Source organism: Brevibacterium sp. S111, assembly GCF_004745075.1.
Lineage (GTDB): Bacteria > Actinomycetota > Actinomycetes > Actinomycetales > Brevibacteriaceae > Brevibacterium.
On sequence record NZ_RHFH01000006.1, the window covers coordinates 45147 to 60904 of the forward strand.

At 66.1% G+C, this 15758-nt stretch carries 12 protein-coding genes; 4 read left to right on the forward strand and 8 right to left on the reverse strand.

The annotated features are described in order from the left end of the window. Positions 1–482: 482 nt before the first annotated feature. Together EB836_RS08305 and EB836_RS08310 are read right to left on the reverse strand one after the other, a co-directional pair. Positions 483–1142, reverse strand: a complete 660-nt coding sequence (locus EB836_RS08305; RefSeq protein ID WP_240689735.1) for a response regulator — start codon at positions 1140–1142, stop codon at positions 483–485. Beyond that, complete coding sequence (locus EB836_RS08310; protein ID WP_135539346.1) at positions 1139–2917, reverse strand: ATP-binding protein; 1779 nt, start codon at positions 2915–2917, stop codon at positions 1139–1141. The genes EB836_RS08305 and EB836_RS08310 overlap by 4 nt, the downstream gene beginning before the upstream one ends. 145 nt (positions 2918–3062) lie before the next feature. Here EB836_RS08310 and EB836_RS08315 point away from each other — a divergent pair, with 145 nt between their 5' ends. Both EB836_RS08315 and EB836_RS08320 read left to right on the forward strand, forming a co-directional pair. Continuing rightward, positions 3063–4592, forward strand: a complete 1530-nt coding sequence (locus tag EB836_RS08315; RefSeq protein ID WP_135539348.1) for a CitMHS family transporter — start codon at positions 3063–3065, stop codon at positions 4590–4592. A gap of 11 nt (positions 4593–4603) precedes the next feature. Then, the gene (locus tag EB836_RS08320) at positions 4604–5065 is read left to right on the forward strand and encodes a universal stress protein (protein ID WP_135539349.1); all 462 of its coding nucleotides are present in this window, start codon (positions 4604–4606) and stop codon (positions 5063–5065) included. A gap of 11 nt (positions 5066–5076) precedes the next feature. Here EB836_RS08320 and EB836_RS08325 read toward each other — a convergent pair whose 3' ends face one another. The 3 genes from EB836_RS08325 to EB836_RS08335 form a co-directional block, all read right to left on the reverse strand. After that, positions 5077–6237, reverse strand: a complete 1161-nt coding sequence (locus tag EB836_RS08325; RefSeq protein ID WP_167854402.1) for an FAD-binding oxidoreductase — start codon at positions 6235–6237, stop codon at positions 5077–5079. 188 nt (positions 6238–6425) lie between these two features. Continuing rightward, entirely contained in the window at positions 6426–8030 is a 1605-nt protein-coding gene (gene aceB, locus EB836_RS08330) for a malate synthase A (RefSeq protein WP_135539353.1), read from the reverse strand. 163 nt (positions 8031–8193) lie between these two features. Further along, complete coding sequence (locus tag EB836_RS08335; protein WP_135539355.1) at positions 8194–8400, reverse strand: hypothetical protein; 207 nt, start codon at positions 8398–8400, stop codon at positions 8194–8196. On the opposite strand from EB836_RS08335, the gene EB836_RS08340 reads away from it, so the two are divergent. Beyond that, positions 8393–10384 carry an L-lactate permease gene (locus tag EB836_RS08340; protein WP_240689736.1) on the forward strand — a complete coding sequence of 664 codons (1992 nt, stop codon included), beginning with the start codon at positions 8393–8395 and terminating at the stop codon, positions 10382–10384. The two genes, EB836_RS08335 and EB836_RS08340, sit on opposite strands and share 8 nt — an antisense overlap. Positions 10385–10862: 478 nt before the next feature. On the opposite strand, the gene EB836_RS08345 is transcribed toward EB836_RS08340, so the two are convergent. Next, positions 10863–12509: a ribonuclease J gene (locus EB836_RS08345; RefSeq protein ID WP_135539665.1), complete on the reverse strand. Its 1647-nt coding sequence runs from the start codon at positions 12507–12509 to the stop codon at positions 10863–10865. 34 nt (positions 12510–12543) lie between these two features. Next, on the reverse strand, positions 12544–13467 hold the full coding sequence (dapA, locus tag EB836_RS08350) for a 4-hydroxy-tetrahydrodipicolinate synthase (protein ID WP_135539357.1): 924 nt from the start codon (positions 13465–13467) through the stop codon (positions 12544–12546). Between the two features lie 264 nt (positions 13468–13731). Between dapA and EB836_RS08355 the strand changes: the two genes are divergently transcribed. Then, positions 13732–15048 (forward strand): ATP-binding protein, encoded by a 1317-nt coding sequence (locus tag EB836_RS08355; protein WP_135539359.1) that lies wholly within the window; start codon positions 13732–13734, stop codon positions 15046–15048. 16 nt (positions 15049–15064) lie between these two features. Here the strand turns inward: EB836_RS08355 and EB836_RS08360 are convergent, their stop codons facing one another. After that, positions 15065–15745, reverse strand: coding sequence for a VOC family protein (locus EB836_RS08360; RefSeq protein WP_135539361.1), 681 nt, complete (start codon positions 15743–15745; stop codon positions 15065–15067). Positions 15746–15758: the final 13 nt, after the last annotated feature.

Here is a 15758-nt window from a genome sequence, read left to right on the forward strand (position 1 = left end):
CCGTGCCGGACAAGTATCGACGTCAGCTGGGGTGTCGGAGGCCCGATCAGCCGGATGTTCCACCCCTGAAGTTCGCCGAATTCGAAGGAACCTCATCCCGGGCACCGTCTCGCCTGGGTTGTCTGGTCGATCCCTCGTGGCTTCCCGAGCGAATTTCGCCGTGGATCCGCCGGCAAACCCGTCTGCACCCCAAACGTAGGTCACCTTCGGAGAGAAATTTCGCGAAAAAGTATCCATTACCGACCTATATTTGCCCGAAGCCGCTGCTGCGGATGCGCGAGCTGCCCTGCGAACACGATCTCCTCGCCGGTGATGCCGCCTCGCGTGCGACCGATGAATCTCAGAACCGAGTCGCCTGAAGCGGTCGTCCTGCACGAATCTCGCAGAAGTACACCTCGCCGGTCGTTCTGGGCCGTTGTTCCCGCGCCGCGTCCGCCCTTTTCGCCCACTCAGCGCAGGCGGCCCCACTCGCCCGTGCAGGTTCAGCGGGTGGCGTAGAGGTGTTCGGGCCTGCCCGTCGACCCGTACTGCAGGGAGACGGTGATCGTGCGCGCTTCGGCGAGCTTCGCCAGATGCCGCTGCGCGGTCGCGCGGGAGGCCCCGACCGCCTCGGCGACTTCGAGGGCCGTCATCGGACCGCTCGCCTCCTCGAGGGCTTCAAGGATCCGACTCGTCGTCGACGACCCGGCCGGACTCGCCCCGGATCCGCCCGACGCGGACGCATCGTGGAGGTTGCGCAGCTGACGTTCCAGATCGGCCTGCCCGACCTTCTCCCGCTCCCAGTACCGACGGAACCGGGCATAGCGACGGAGGAAATTCTGCAGCACCTCGGCCGCGAAGGGTTTGACGATGTACGTCATCGCCCCGGCCCGCAGCGAGGCCCTCACCACCTGGGGATCCGTCACCGCCGAGAGCACGATCGCATCGATATCGGTCTCACGGACGAGCTCGACCCCGGTGCCTTCGGGCAGCACATAGTCCGCGAGCAGCAGGTCGACACCGCCGGAGGCGATGACCTCGCGCGCCGTCTTCAGGTCGCGCACGGGTTCGAGCGCGGTGAAACCGGGCACCTCGTCGACGTAGCGGGCGTGGATCTGCCCGACGAAGAAGTCGTCATCGAGCACGAGAACGTTGACCATCATCTCTCCTCAGATCGCTGTGAGCTGTCGTCTGCCGTATCGTCGAGCGCCTCGGGCAGGACCATTCCGAAGCTCGCCCCGCCGAGGTCCGGATCGCGGCCGTCGATGAGCCACACCCGGCCGCCTCCGGACTCGGCGATGCGGCGGCTGAGTGCGAGACCGATGCCCAGCCCATGAGCGTCCCCGGTCCCGGTTCCCGTTGTCAGTCCTATGCCGAAGTCCGTCGCCGAGGCGGCCTCGACGGTGGAGAATCCCTCGTCGAAGATCGTCTCCGACAGGTCCGCATCGACCCCGTCGCCGGTGTCCGTGACGACGGCGTGGAGTTCGGCGCCGGCGCTGAGGAGCTGCACTTCGACGCGGCCGCCCGATCCCGGGAATCGGTGCCCGGCAACGGCCGCACGCACGGCATTGTCGATGAGGTTGCCGAGGATGAGTGTGACCGCCTCGGGATCGCGGACCGTACCCACAGCCAGGGAATCCGGGGTCACGGCCAGGGTCACTCCCGCCTCGGCGGCAGTGGTCCCCTTGGCCTCGAGAACGGCACGCAGATACGGGTCGGAGATCAGATCGATGTCCTCGACTGGGGTCGTGATCGGCCCGGTGCCCAGCAGCGAGGACAGATACGTGTGGGCCTCGTCGGTGGCTCCGGTGTCGACGAGGCCGAGCACGGTGTGCAATCGGTTGGCGAACTCGTGGCGCTGGGTGCGCAGGGCCCGCGCCATGGCCGTGACGGATTCGAGCTGCCGAGCCATGGCGAGCATCTGGGTCTCATCACGCAGAGTCACGACCCCGCCGACGGACACCCCGTCGCGCTGAACCCGCACAGCGGTGGCCAGGAGGATCCGCTCACCGATCGTGATCCGCCGGCGCAGGGCTCCTTCGGCCGGGGCTTCGGCCATCATCGCGGTGATTTCGTCGGGCACGTCGATCTCGTCATCCCCGTCGAATCCCCGCGCCGAGGCGGCCCTGCCCGTACCGGCGACCCTGTCCTCCCCCGAGGCCGCCCCAAGCAGCTCCTTCGCGTTCGAGTTACTCAGGGTCAGCGCGCCGTCGTTGCCGAAGCCGAGCACTCCGTCGTCGAGACCGCGCAACACGGCTGCCTGGTCTCGCGCCATCTCGGCGAGCTCTTCGGGCCCGACTCCGAGAGTCTCCCGACGCAGCCGACGCCCGAGCAGGTACGACACGACACCTCCGAGCGCCAATGCCAGCACGGCCACGGTGCCCAGCAGCAGCATCTCCCGGCGCACATCGGCATCGAGCACCGAGGCGTAGATACCCACAGACACTTCGCCGACGACCGTCTTTGAATCCTCACTCGAATAGATCGGGACCTTCGCTCGAACGGTCTCACCGAGCGTGCCCGATTCGTGGGAGACGTTCTCGCGTCCGGCCAGCGCCTCATCCGGTGAGGTCGAGACCTTGTGCCCGATCTTCGTGCGGTCCGGGTGAGTCAGCCGAATGCCGCGGTCGTCGGTGATGACGGCGAAGCTGATACCAGTACGGTCACGCAGATCGTCGGTGATCTTCAGCATCGACTTCACAAGCTGCTCATCGGGCGCAGAAGCGTGCTCGGCCGAGGCCTGTGTCGCGGCGGCCCGGACATCCGGGTCGATCGCGAGAGTGCGGGCAGTGGACAGCGCTTCGGTCTCGGTCACCTCGGTGACGGTGCGCGCCCCCATCCACGCGAACACCCCGGTCACCAGCGCCAGGATGACGACGACGAGCGCGAGCTGAGAGATCAGCACACGACGGGAGAACGATTGGCGGGGCCTTGGCACGCGGCAAGCGTAGACCGGTTTGAGCGCAATGCGCAAAAGGTGGTCAATGATCTAAACGCCATCAGTGCACACAAGCGCGCGAAGCATGTGATCTGGACCCTACGGTGTTCTCAGCCTCACATTCGCCTTCGAAGGAGAAGCTCTCGTGCTCGTCATCCTCGGTTTCGCCATGATCGGTGTCTTCATGACGCTGATCATGACCAAGCGACTCTCACCGATCCTCGCACTCATCCTCGTGCCCACGATCTTCGGCCTCTTCGCCGGAGCCGGTCTGGGCATCGGAGAGATGGTCATGGACGCGATCGCCTCGATGTCGTCGACGGCAGCGCTGCTGCTCTTCGCCATCATCTACTTCGGCATCATGATCGACGTCGGCCTCTTCGACAAGCTCGTCGAATTCATCCTCAAGGTCGCCGGCCACGACCCGGTCAAGGTCGTCATGGGCACCGCCCTGCTCACCGGAGCGGTCTCCCTCGACGGCGACGGATCGACGACATTCATCGTCGTCACCGCCGCAATGCTGCCGATCTACCAGCGCCTCGAGATGTCCCCGGTCGTGCTCACCTGTGTGGCCGGTCTCATCAACGGCACGCTCAACATCGTCCCCTGGGGCGGGCCGACCGCACGTGCGTCATCGGCGCTGCAGATCGACGCCAACGAGATCTTCGCCCCGATGGTGCCCTCGCTGGTCGCGGGTCTGCTCGTGTGCTTCCTCTTCGCATATCTGCTCGGCCTCTCCGAGCGTCGTCGCCTGGCGAAGAACGGTGTGGCCTGGGTCGAGGAGTCCGGATCCGGCCGGTCCCGGTCGGATCTCGTCGGCGCCATAGCCGGAGGCAAGGCGGGCCGATCGTCGACGACGACCACCGCGGGCAAGTCAGCGACGGCAGGCACCGGGCAGGCAGCGACTGCGAGCGGGCACGGCACGGCCGCCTCGGGGACGGGATCGGACGGCACCGCCACCGAGGCGACCCTCGACTCCCCTGCCCCCGCAACTGGATCCGCCGGTTCGGGTTCGGCCCTGGCGAACACCGCGCTCGATCCCCATCGCGCGACACTGCGGCCGAAGCTGTTCTGGTTCAACCTCGCACTCACCGTGGCCGTGATGGTTCTGCTCATCGCCGACATTCTGCCGCTGCCGTACCTGTTCATGATCGCCACCGTCATCGCGCTCATGGTCAACTTCCCGAAGATGAAGGACCAGCAGGAGGAGCTCGCCAGCCACGCGACTGCGATCATCTCCGTCGTCGCCATGGTCATGGCCGCGGGCGTGCTCACCGGAATCATGTCCGGCACGGGAATGGTCGATGCGATGGCCGCGTGGCTCGTCGACGTCATCCCGAACGCGATGGGCCCCTATATGGCCGTCATCACCGGTCTGCTGTCGATCCCGATGACGTTCTTCATGAGCAACGATGCCTTCTACTTCGGCATCCTGCCCGTGCTCGCCGAGACCGCTTCCCACTTCGGCATCTCCGCGGCCGACATGGCCCGCGCCTCGATCACCGGCCAGCCCGTGCACATGCAGTCACCGCTGGTGCCGGCGATCCTGCTGCTCGTGTCCCTGTCCGGCGTCGAACTCGGCGACCACCACAAGAAGGTGCTGTGGCGGGCACTCATCGTCGCCCTCGTCATGCTCGCCGTGGGTGTGGCCATCGGCGTCATCGGAATCGGCTGAGCGGAGCAACCATGACTGATCTCTATTCGACTCCGCACCGCCGCTTCCCGGCCCCCACCCTGCGGGTGACGGCGTCACCCGGTCTCGGATCTGCGACCGCGACCGTCGTCCTGGCCCTGCGAACGGATGCCTCGGAGGCCGTGCTCGAGCAGGCGATCGCGGCGGCCCGACGTGAGAACGCCTGCGTGCGGGCGGTCGTGTTCGGCACGGACACGACCACCGCCCCGTCGACGTCCCCTCTGGCCGAATGCTCCCGTTTGGGCACCGCCCTCGCCGAGGCGGGCCTGGAGTTCGAGGTCCACCGTGCCGGTTCCGACCTCGCCGAGCAGATCCTCGACCTGGCCTCCACGCATGCGGCACGGCTCATCGTCATGGCGGCCAAACGCCGCTCCCCCGTGGTCAAGCTGCTGCTCGGGTCGAGTGCCCAGCAGGTGATCCTCGAAGCCGACTGCCCGGTGCTGTTGGTGAAATAGAGCAGTCGGGTTCAGATCCCGCCGAGGCCACGGCCCGGCGCGAGGATTCCGCGCGGGTCGAGCAGGTCCTTGATCTCCTGCAGCCCGCGACTGCCCGGCAGCGGCCCCCACGCGTCGAGTTCGTCCCAGACCGGCGCCGGAGCATGGAGCAGCCGTGCGCTGATGCGGTGCAGGCCGAAGGAGCGCAGGTGTTCGAGCACGACGCGTGTGGCCACTCCCGGTTCGGTCTCCGGGGCGCCGACTCCGAGTTCGACACGTCCCGACGCACTCCCCCGCAGCTGCAGCGGATAGCCGATCGCGGTTTCGAGCCGGTCGATCGTCGTGAGCAGGCTCGGCAGGAAATCGGGGGCCACGGACACACTGATCGTCACGGGAGTCCGCACCCGTGTGCCCCACCAGCTCGGACGGGCGCAGGCGGTGGCGCCGGGGATTCGCTCGACGAGGCGGTCGCTCTCGGATTCGACGAGCTCGCCTGGGCCTTCGAAGAGGACCACCGTCGCCGCCGGTGAACCGGGCGGGCGTTCGAGGACGACCGCATCCGGCACACGGCGAGCGCCCACGAGGGCGGGGGCCGCCTCGGCGCCGGGTATCCACACGAATCCGCGGGATTCGGGTCGGGCTCTGACACGGATTTCGGCCTCGACGATGATCGCCCTGCTTCCCCACGAGCCCGTGACGAGTCCGGGCAGCTCGCAGCCGGCCAACTCCGGCGAGAGCCCTTCGGTGGTGCGGGCGATGGTCCCGTCGGCGCCGACCGTGGTCACGGCCAGCACCGTCTCGGGCAGTCGGGGACGGTTGAGGTGGGCCGGGCCGGTCGCGGCCGTGGCGATCATCCCGCCGAAGCTGGACCCGGCATCGATGCGATCGGCGGGCAGGTCGGCGAGGATCTCCTGCCCTGCGTTCTCAAGCTGCCGATTGAGTGCGCTGATCTTCGCTCCCGCACCGGCACGAAGGGTCTTGTCGTCGCGGGAGTGTCCGGCCACCTCGGCGAGTCCGGACAGGTCGAGCAGCAGCCCCGGCGTGGGCGCGGGTGGATGGTCGTCGAAGGCGGTGCCGCCGCCGAAGACGGCGACGGTGCGGGATTCGGCATGGGCGCGCGAGAGGAGTTCGGAGAGCTCGGCGATGCTGCCGGGGCTGGCCAGTCGGGGCAGTTCGTCAGTGGTCCGGGTCATCCCTGTCTCGGTTCCTGCTGGTGGTGGCACTGCTGGTCGCTCTTCGTCGTTGCGGTCGTTCCTCCGACCGTTCCTCTGTGCGGTCATCGGGCCGCGCCGATGTATGTCGAGCTTAGCGAAGAACGCCCCCGAAATCGGCGCTCTGGGCACAGATTTCGGGGGCGTTCGGTGTCAGCACCGAATCCGGATCACGGCATGCGGGCGTAGGCCGGCAGGGTGAGGAAGTCGACGTAGTCGGGAGCCAGCGCGACCGAGACGAAGGTGTCGGTGGCGTCCTTCCAACCGGCGTCGTCACCGGGCAGCTTCGCGACCTCCTCGGCGACGACGCGCTCGACGAGCTCCTTCGTCACCTTCTCCCCCGAGTCGAGGGTGATGCCGGCATCCAGCCACTGCCACACCTGGGAACGGGAGATCTCCGCTGTCGCCGCATCCTCCATGAGACCGTTGATGGCCACCGCGCCATTGCCCTCGAGCCAGGCGCGCAGGTACTGGATGCCCACGGAGACGTTGGTGCGCAGACCCTGCTCGGTCATCGACCCCGGGGTCGACTTCACATCGAGGAGATCAGCGGCGACGACATTGACGTCCTCGCGCTTGTTCTCGATCTGGTTCGGCTTGTCGCCGAGGGTCTCGGTGAAGACCTCCTTGCAGAGGGCGACCATGCCGGGGTGAGCGACCCAGGAGCCGTCGAAGCCGTTGCCGGCCTCACGGGATTTGTCATCGCGGACCTTGTCGAAGGCGGCCTTGTTCTCAGCCTCGTCCTTCGACGGGATGAACGCGGACATGCCGCCGATGGCGTGCGCCCCGCGCTTGTGGCAGGTGCGCACGAGCAGTTCCGTGTAGGCGCGCATGAACGGCACGGTCATCGTCACGTCCGAGCGGTCCGGCAGCAGGTAGTCGTCGCCGCGCGAACGGAAGTTCTTGATCACGGAGAAGATGTAGTCCCAGCGACCAGCGTTGAGACCGGCGGAGTGCTCGCGCAGTTCGTAGAGGATCTCCTCCATCTCGAAGGCCGCGGGGTAGGTCTCGATGAGCACGGTCGCGCGGATGGTGCCACGGGCCAGGCCGAAGGCATCCTCGGCGACCTCGAAGACCTGGTTCCACAGACGGGCCTCGAGGTGGGATTCCATCTTCGGCAGGTAGAAGTAGGGACCCTTGCCCTTCTCGATCTGGATCTGCCCGGCGGTGGAGAAGTAGAGGGCGAAGTCGACGAGCGAGCCCGAGGTCTCCTCACCGTCGATGCGGATGTGCTTCTCCGGCATGTGCCAGCCACGGGGGCGGACGACGATGGTCGGCAGCTCCTCCTCGGGGGCCAGGGTGTAGGACTTGCCCTCGGGCGAGGTGAAGTCGATCTCGCGGTTGAGCGAATCGAGCAGGTTGATCTGGCCCTGGATGACCGAATCCCACTGTGGGGTGTTCGCGTCCTCCTGGTCGGCCAGCCACACCTTCGCACCCGAGTTCAGGGCATTGATCGTCATCTTCTTGTATGTCGGCCCGGTCATCTCCACCCGGCGGTCCTCGAGGCCGGGTGCCGGCGGTGCGACCTGCCAGCTCGGGTCGTTGCGGATCTCGGCGGTTTCGGGCAGGAAGTCGAGGTCCTTGCCTGCGGCGATCTCGGCCTGACGTTCCTTGCGAGCTTCGAGACGGGCCAGGCGCTCGCCGTTGAACTTCCGGTGCAGGTCGACGATGAGCTCAAGCGCTTTGGGGGTGAGGACCTTTTCAGCCCCGTCCGGCAGCTCACCGGTGATCTCCATCCCGGCGGGGATGTCCAGGTTTTCGATATGAGCGGTCATCGATGGTTCTCCTTAGTCAGCACAGAGTTGCTGCGTCTTTGTCCGCACCGCGTGGTGCGTCGTTCTCGCTGGTCAACGGGGTTTGGCCTGCGAAACTTTCACATCGTGAAAATGTATGTTCACACAACGAAAGACTATGAGGTGATGCACGTCTCGTCAAACCCTATCCCGGATTCGAGACGGTGTGTTCGTTGACTCCGCGACGCGGGCCGGAGACGATGTGCAGAGCACCATCTTTCGTGGATTCGCCGAGGCGGCCGACCAGCACCGACCACCCGAAGTTCTCGGTCGGAGAAGGGACAGCGTCGCCCAGGCTGCGTCCTTGGATCGACGCGGCAACGACGCCGCAGATCGGACTCGCAGTGGACAACCTCGCTGTTGCAGCTCTACTGGCCCTCTCCCCCATTCTGTTGGCGGGAATCCTTCTCATCGGCTTTCGCTGGCCGGCCAAATACGCGATGCCCGTCGGACTGATCGCCGCCGCGCTCGTGGCGAACTTCGCGTGGAAGATCGAGTGGGTGACGATCGGCGCCTCCGTCGTCCAAGGTCTCCTCGTGGCGATCGGTCTGCTGTGGATCGTCTTCGGCGCGCTTCTGCTGCTGGCCACGATCACCCGCTCGGGAGCGATCGAGACGATCCGCTCCGGCTTCATCGCGATCTCTCCGGACAGGCGTGTGCAGGTCATCATCGTCGCGTGGCTCTTCGGCTCCTTCATCGAGGGCGCTGCCGGCTTCGGCACCCCGGCGGCCGTCGTCGCTCCGCTCATGCTCGCCCTCGGCTTCCCGGCGATCGCCGCGGTCCTCGCCGGTCTCCTCATCCAGTCGACGCCGGTGAGCTTCGGCGCCGTGGGCACACCGATGGTGCTGGGCATCGGCACCGGACTCGCGCAGGAGGACGGATCGATGTCGGCCGATGTCGCCGCACGTGCCGGGCAGCTCGGTCTCAATCAGGCCGAGTTCGTCGCCCATACCGCCGCACAGGTCGCTCTCATCCACGCCATCTGCGGTATCCTCATCCCGCTTCTTCTGGCCTGCATGATGACCGGGTTCTTCGGCGCCAATCGTCGGTTCGCCGATGGACTGGCCGTCGCTCCGTTCGCGATCTATGCGGCGCTGGCGATGATCGTCCCCTATCTCATCGTGGCGAATCTGCTCGGACCCGAGTTCCCGTCCCTGCTCGGTGGTCTCATCGGTCTGGCGATCGTCGTGACGACTTCGCGGATGGGCTTCCTCATGCCGAAGAAGACCTGGGACTTCGCGCCCAGGGAGAAATGGCCGGCGTTCTGGATGGGCACCGTCGACCCGAACAAGGAGAAGGCTCAGCTGCAGAAGAAGATGTCGATGGTCCGCGCCTGGTCGCCCTACCTCATCGTCGTCGCGCTGCTGCTCATCACCCGCAATGTTCCGGCTATCAAGGAGTTCCTCAACGGCCCCGCGGTGATCAAGATCGACGGCATCTTCGGCACTGCGATCAATCAGAACATGGATCTGCTGTGGTCCCCGGGCGCGATCTTCGTCCTCGCCTGCGGGCTGACCTACTTCATCCATCGGATGACGAAGAAGCAGATCGCCGGGTCTTGGCAGATCGCCGGTTCGCAGATCGCCGGTGCCGCCGTGGCCCTGCTGTGTTCCCTGCCGCTGGTGCGTGTCTTCATCAACTCCGGTGCCGATTACAACGGGGCCGGGCTCGAATCCATGCCGGTCACCCTCGCCGAGGCGGCCGCCTCGACCGTCGGAGACGCGTGGCCGCTGCTTGCCCCGTTCGTCGGTGCTCTCGGCGCGTTCATCGCCGGTTCGAACACGGTCTCGAACATCATGTTCTCGCAGTTCCAGTTCTCGACCGGCACCGCCATCGGTGCGGCCAGCCCCGAGACGGTCGTAGCCGCGCAGGCCGTGGGCGGTGCCGCGGGCAACATGGTCGCCGTGCACAATGTGGTGGCCGCCTCGGCGACGGTGGGTCTGGTGGGCCGCGAGGGCGAGCTCATCCGCCGCACGTCGGTCCCGATGCTCATCTATTCGCTGGCTGCGGGCGCCTTGGCGTTCATCGGCCTCAACGGCCTCGGGTTCAATGCCGGCACCGTCGTGCTCACGGCACTCATCGTCGGCCTCGCCGTGGCCGTCGTCCTCGCCCGCAGGTCACCGGGCAAACCCCTGCCGGGCATCGAGGTCGGTGCCGGAGGCCATGCAACTCAGGGCGACGGCAACGGCTCTGCCGCCGGCGGTTCGAACGGCGGCACGAATGGCACAGGCGCTGCCGCCGGCGATTCGCACAGCACCGGCGCGGAGACCAACGGCTCTGCCGCCGATGGCTCTGCCGCCGATGACGACGAGCCGGAGCCCACCGCCCGCGCCTGACACCCGCTTCGGCGCCGGAGCGTGCATCAGGGTGGGCGTGCCCTGACACCACATTTGGTACGCGGATCACCACATTTGGTGCAGGTCGCACTACATTTCGTACCGTGCATCAGCTTTTTTACTGATGCACTGTACGAAAAGTGGTTAGTGAGACGAGCAGGCGCATGGAAGCGCCCATGCAGGCCTGTGAATGGCATCAGCGCGGTCGTCCGACTTCAGCTCGGGGCAAAGACCGTGCTGTTTCCGGACGACCGCGCTGAAAAGCACACGCCGTGGGCGCAGGAACTCGTAGGCGCGCTGCCAATGTTGCTCGGCAATGCGCGCGCTGGCAAAGGTGCTGCTCGTCGCGCTGGCAACGGTGCTGCTCGGCGGTCTGGCAAAGGTGCTGCTCTGCGCGCTGATGCGCGCGCTGCTGCTCGGCGATGCGCGCTGCTGACGGCAGGCGGCCCTCATGAGCGCGCCTGCCGACAGAGCCGACTCAGACGATGACGACCATGGGGACGATCATCGGCTTGCGACGCAGCTTCGACGACACCCAGCGGCCGACCGTGCGGCGCACGACCTGCTGCAGCTGGTACTGGTCGGTGGTGCCGTCGCGCAGAGCATCCTCGACGGCCTTCTGGACCTTCGGCATGATCGAGTCGAAGACATCGTCGGACTCGGCCACACCGCGGGCATGGATCTCGGGGCCGGCGATGAGCGACTTCGTCTGCGAGTTCACGGCCATGAAGATCGTCACGAAGCCCTCACCGGACAGGACGAGACGATCCTTGAGGTCGGCCTCGGTGATCTCGCCGACCGACGAGCCGTCGACGAAGACGTAGTTGCAGTCGACAGCCCCGACCACCTCGGCGTGGCCGTCCTTGAGGTCGACGACCCAGCCGTCGTCGGCGAGGACGATGTTGTTCGGGTCGACTCCCGTCGCCTCGGCGTGGCGCGCATTGGCCAGCAGGTGGCGCCATTCTCCGTGGACGGGCATGACGCCGCGGGGCTTGACGATGTTGTAGCAGTAGAGCAGCTCGCCGCCGGAGGCGTGGCCGGAAACGTGGATCTTCGCATCGGCCTTCGAGATCACGCGAGCACCGAGCTTCATCAGGCCGTTGATGACCTTGAACACGGAGTTCTCGTTGCCGGGGATGAGCGAGGAGGCGAGGATGACGGTGTCGCCGTCGCCCACGTCGACGCGGTGGCTGCGGTTGGCCATGCGCGACAGTGCCGCCATCGGCTCACCCTGAGATCCGGTGCACATGAGGACGATCTGGTCCTCCGGGTAGTCATCGACCTTCTTGATGTCGATGAGCGTGCCGTCCGGCACGTCGAGGTACCCGAGGTCGGCGGCGATCTTCATGTTGCGCACCATCGACCGGCCGACCAGTGCGACCTTGCGTCCGTGGGCGGTCGCAGCGTTGAGCACCTGCTGCACACGGTGGACGTGGGAGGAGAAGGAGGCGACGATGATCCGGCGCTCGGCGGTGCCGAAGAGGTTTTCGAGCACGGGCCCGATGTCCTTCTCCAGCGCGGTGAAGCCGGGGACCTCAGCGTTCGTCGAGTCCGTCATGAACAGGTCGACGCCCTCTTCGCCGAGGCGGGCGAAGGCACGCAGGTCGGTGATCCTGCCGTCGAGCGGCAGCTGGTCCATCTTGAAGTCACCGGTGTGGAGGATGTTGCCGGCCCCGGTGCGGATGAACACGGCCAGGGCATCGGGGATCGAGTGGTTGACGGCGACGAACTCGAGGTCGAAGGGACCGAGCTGATCGACATCGTCTTCTTTGACCACGCGGGTGATCGGCTTGATCCGGTGTTCTTTGAGCTTGGCTTCGATGAGCGCGATCGTCAGCTTCGAGCCGAGGATCGGGATGTCTCCCTTGCGGCGCAGCAGGTAGGGAACCGCGCCGATGTGGTCCTCGTGGCCGTGGGTGAGGACGAGGCCGACGATGTCGTCGAGGCGGTCATCGAGGTACGAGAAGTCGGGGAGGATAAGGTCGACGCCGGGCTGGTCCTCTTCGGGGAAGAGCACGCCGCAGTCGACGATGAGGAGTTTGCCGTGGTACTCGAACACGGTCATGTTGCGCCCGACTTCGCCGAGGCCGCCGAGTGCGACGATGCGGACGGCTTCCTTGTCCATCCTCGGCGGACGGGACAGTTCTTGGGTCAATGCATTATTCACTGAGGTAACCACTCCTGGTCAATTGGGCGGTGACGAACGCCACCTGCTCCTCATCAGCTGGGAGCAGCGGCATCCGCACATCGCGGTTGTCGAGTATTCCTTGGGCCTGCAGAGCGGCCTTCGCCGAGGTCACTCCCGGCATGTGGTTCATGAGCGCATCCACGACATCCGCGGTATCGCGGGAGAGGACGCGGGCGGTGTTGAGATCGTTGTTCGCCACTGCGGCCACCATCGCCGCGAAGCGGTCGGAGCACACGTGTCCGGCAACGGATACGAGTCCGAGCGCGCCGAGGGACAGCAGCGGCAGGTTGAGGGCGTCTTCGCCGGAGTAGTAGACCAGCGATGAGTTGTTCATCACGAACGAGGACGCGAAGAGGTCGCCTTTGGCGTCCTTGACCGCGAGGATGTTCGGATGATCGGACAGCCTCAGCAGCGTATCCGTGATGATCGGTGCGCCGGCCCGTCCGGGGATGTCGTAGAGCATCACCGGCAGGTCGGTCGAGTCGGCGGCCGCGCGCATGTGCGCTTCGATCGCCGGCTGCGTCGGCTTCGAGTAGTAGGGGGTGACGATGAGGATGCCGTCGGCTCCCGCATCGGCCGAGCGCCGCGAGAGTTCGATGGTGTGGGCGGTGACGTTGTTGCCGGTGCCGGCGATGATCTTCGCCCGGTTGCCGATGACCCCGCGCACGACGCGCAGCAGTTCGACCTTCTCGTCGTCAGTCGTCGTCGGTGATTCGCCGGTGGTCCCGGAGACGACGAGCATGTCGTTGCCGAGCTCGACGAGGTGGTTCGCCACCTTCTCCACGGACGCATAGTCGATGCTTCCGTCGCGTTTGAATGGGGTCACCATTGCCGTGCCGACGGTACCGAACGCGTCAATGGCAGTCGCTGCTGCCCTGTCACCGAGAATCGCCATAGTCCCAGGATACCGCCCACGTCGTCTCACAAGTGCAGTGGTCCACCCGCGTTGCGGATGGTCTTCGTCGCGAATCACGCGCACGAGCTATCACGATCTGGTGAACATCCTCACGGGTTCGCGTTCTCCGCGCCCTCGCGCCCCTGGTCCCTTTCCCTCGCCGAGGCGGCCCCGCCGTTCGTCGGTGAGAGACAGATCACGGCCGGTGGCCGGGAGTCGTTTACGCTTGGACCCTGCCCGCCACCGAAACCGAAGGAGTTTTCGATGACCCGCACCCGCATCCGCGATTTCCATGATGATGATCTCGACGGACTCATCCGTCTCTTTGAGGCCGCCATGCCGGAGTCTGCAGCGACCGCTCCCCCGCTCTATCCGCTTTCCGAAGTGCTGGCCACCTGCCAGCGCAATCAGGCGGTCGTTGCCGTACGCGATGAGGAGATCGTCGGCGCCGCCGTCGGCCGTGCCGCCCATGGTCAGGGCGTGCTCGTGTTCTTCCATGTCCTGGAGAGGGTGCGTGCCGATCCGGGGCAGGGACCTCGCGCCGAGGCGGGGCTCCTCGATGCGCTCGAACGTCGCCTCATGCCGCTGGGTTTGGGCAAACTGTCGATGCTCATTCCCGCCGGAACCCCGGCCTGCGATGGTCTTGTGGCCAATGGTTTCGAGGCCCGTTCCGGGTTGAAGTACGTCGAACGGCACCTGCCCGTCCAGCGCCGTGAGCTCGACCGGCTCAAAACAGTCGGAGGACGGATCCTGCCGCGCCACCTCTGGGACGGGGTGAGCGGAATGCAGGAGGAGAAGGACATGCTCGAGGACCGCCTCGTCGTGCCTTTGGCCGAACCGGATCTCGCCGATCATTTCGGGGTGGTCCCACCTCGAGCGGTCATGCTCTTCGGTCCTCCGGGGACGGGGAAGACGACGTTTGCGAAGGCGGTGGCGTCGCGTTTGGATTGGCCGTTCGTCGAGGTCTTCCCCTCACGCCTCTCCGGTGAACCCGGTGGTGTGGCCGCTGGTCTGCGCACGACGTTTGAGCAGATCAACGAGCTTGAGCATGCTGTTGTGTTCATCGACGAGGTTGAGGAGATCGCGTCGAAACGCGGCGGTGAACCGCCCTCGCCGACTCAGGGAGTGACGAATGAGCTGCTCAAGCAGGTCGCGGAGTTCCGGGACCGGGAGGGCCGGCTGCTCATCTGTGCGACGAACTTCGTCCGCGCTCTCGACGCGGCGTTTCTACGGCATGGGCGTTTCGACTATGTCATTCCGATCGGTCTGCCCGATGCCACGGCCAGGGAGGCGATCTGGTCGCGTTACATTCCCGAGCACACGATCTCCGGTGTCGATCTTGCTGTACTCGTCGATGCCAGTGATGGGCTGACCCCGGCAGATATCGAGTACGCGGCCCGGCGTGCTTCGCAGGAGGCTTTGGCATCATCACTGCGTCAGGAGCTGGTCGACATCGCTTCCCGGACGAATGTGCTGTCGACGGCCGACTATCTCGAGGCGCTGCGTGCGACCCGTGCGACCGTTTCCGACGAGACCGCCCGGCAGTTCGGCGAGGACGTGCAGACCATCGCGCGGCTGTGAGCTCCGCCCCGTGGGCCTAGACGATCATCGGTGCGCACACGCATGCCCGATTGCCGTCCGGGTCTTCGAGGACCCAGTACGAGGGAGCCGCCGCATCAGAGACAAGGCGTCCGCCGGCCGATATCGCAGCGGCGATCCTTCCCTCTGCCTCATCGTGGCTGACCCACACATCGAGATGCCAGCGTTGGTCGACGACTGAGTCCGGCAATGGGAACCGGCTGTCGGTCTTGGGTTCCTGCCACCACAGAAGCGTATTCACCTGTCCGCTGGGGTCGACGAGATCACCGTTCGAGTGGATGCCGGCCGGCACACCGTCGAGGAGAGCCGCATAGAACGGTGACACACGATCGCTGGCCGAAGTGTTGAGAGCGAATTCCGCTTGGATGAGATGCGTGGTGTCCGCGGGCAGTCCGACATCGGCTGCGATGGCGCTGATCTCTCGTGCGAGGTCGATCTCGGAAGCTGTCACGCCCCCAGCGTCAATGCTGGTCAGAGTGATGATGACCTGGCCGCCGGCGAGGAGGACTTCGGGAGGATGGGTCACCGCACCGGGGAGCTCGCTGGTGCGGCTGACGAAGGCCGCCGCATCGGTGAAGCTCCGCGGGAGAAATCGAGCACGGATCGGGCCAGCCAGCTGCCTCCAGTCGTCGAGACCGGCGTCGGCGATCCGAGCGGGGCTAAACACTTCTTCACTCATCTCGACGCTCTTC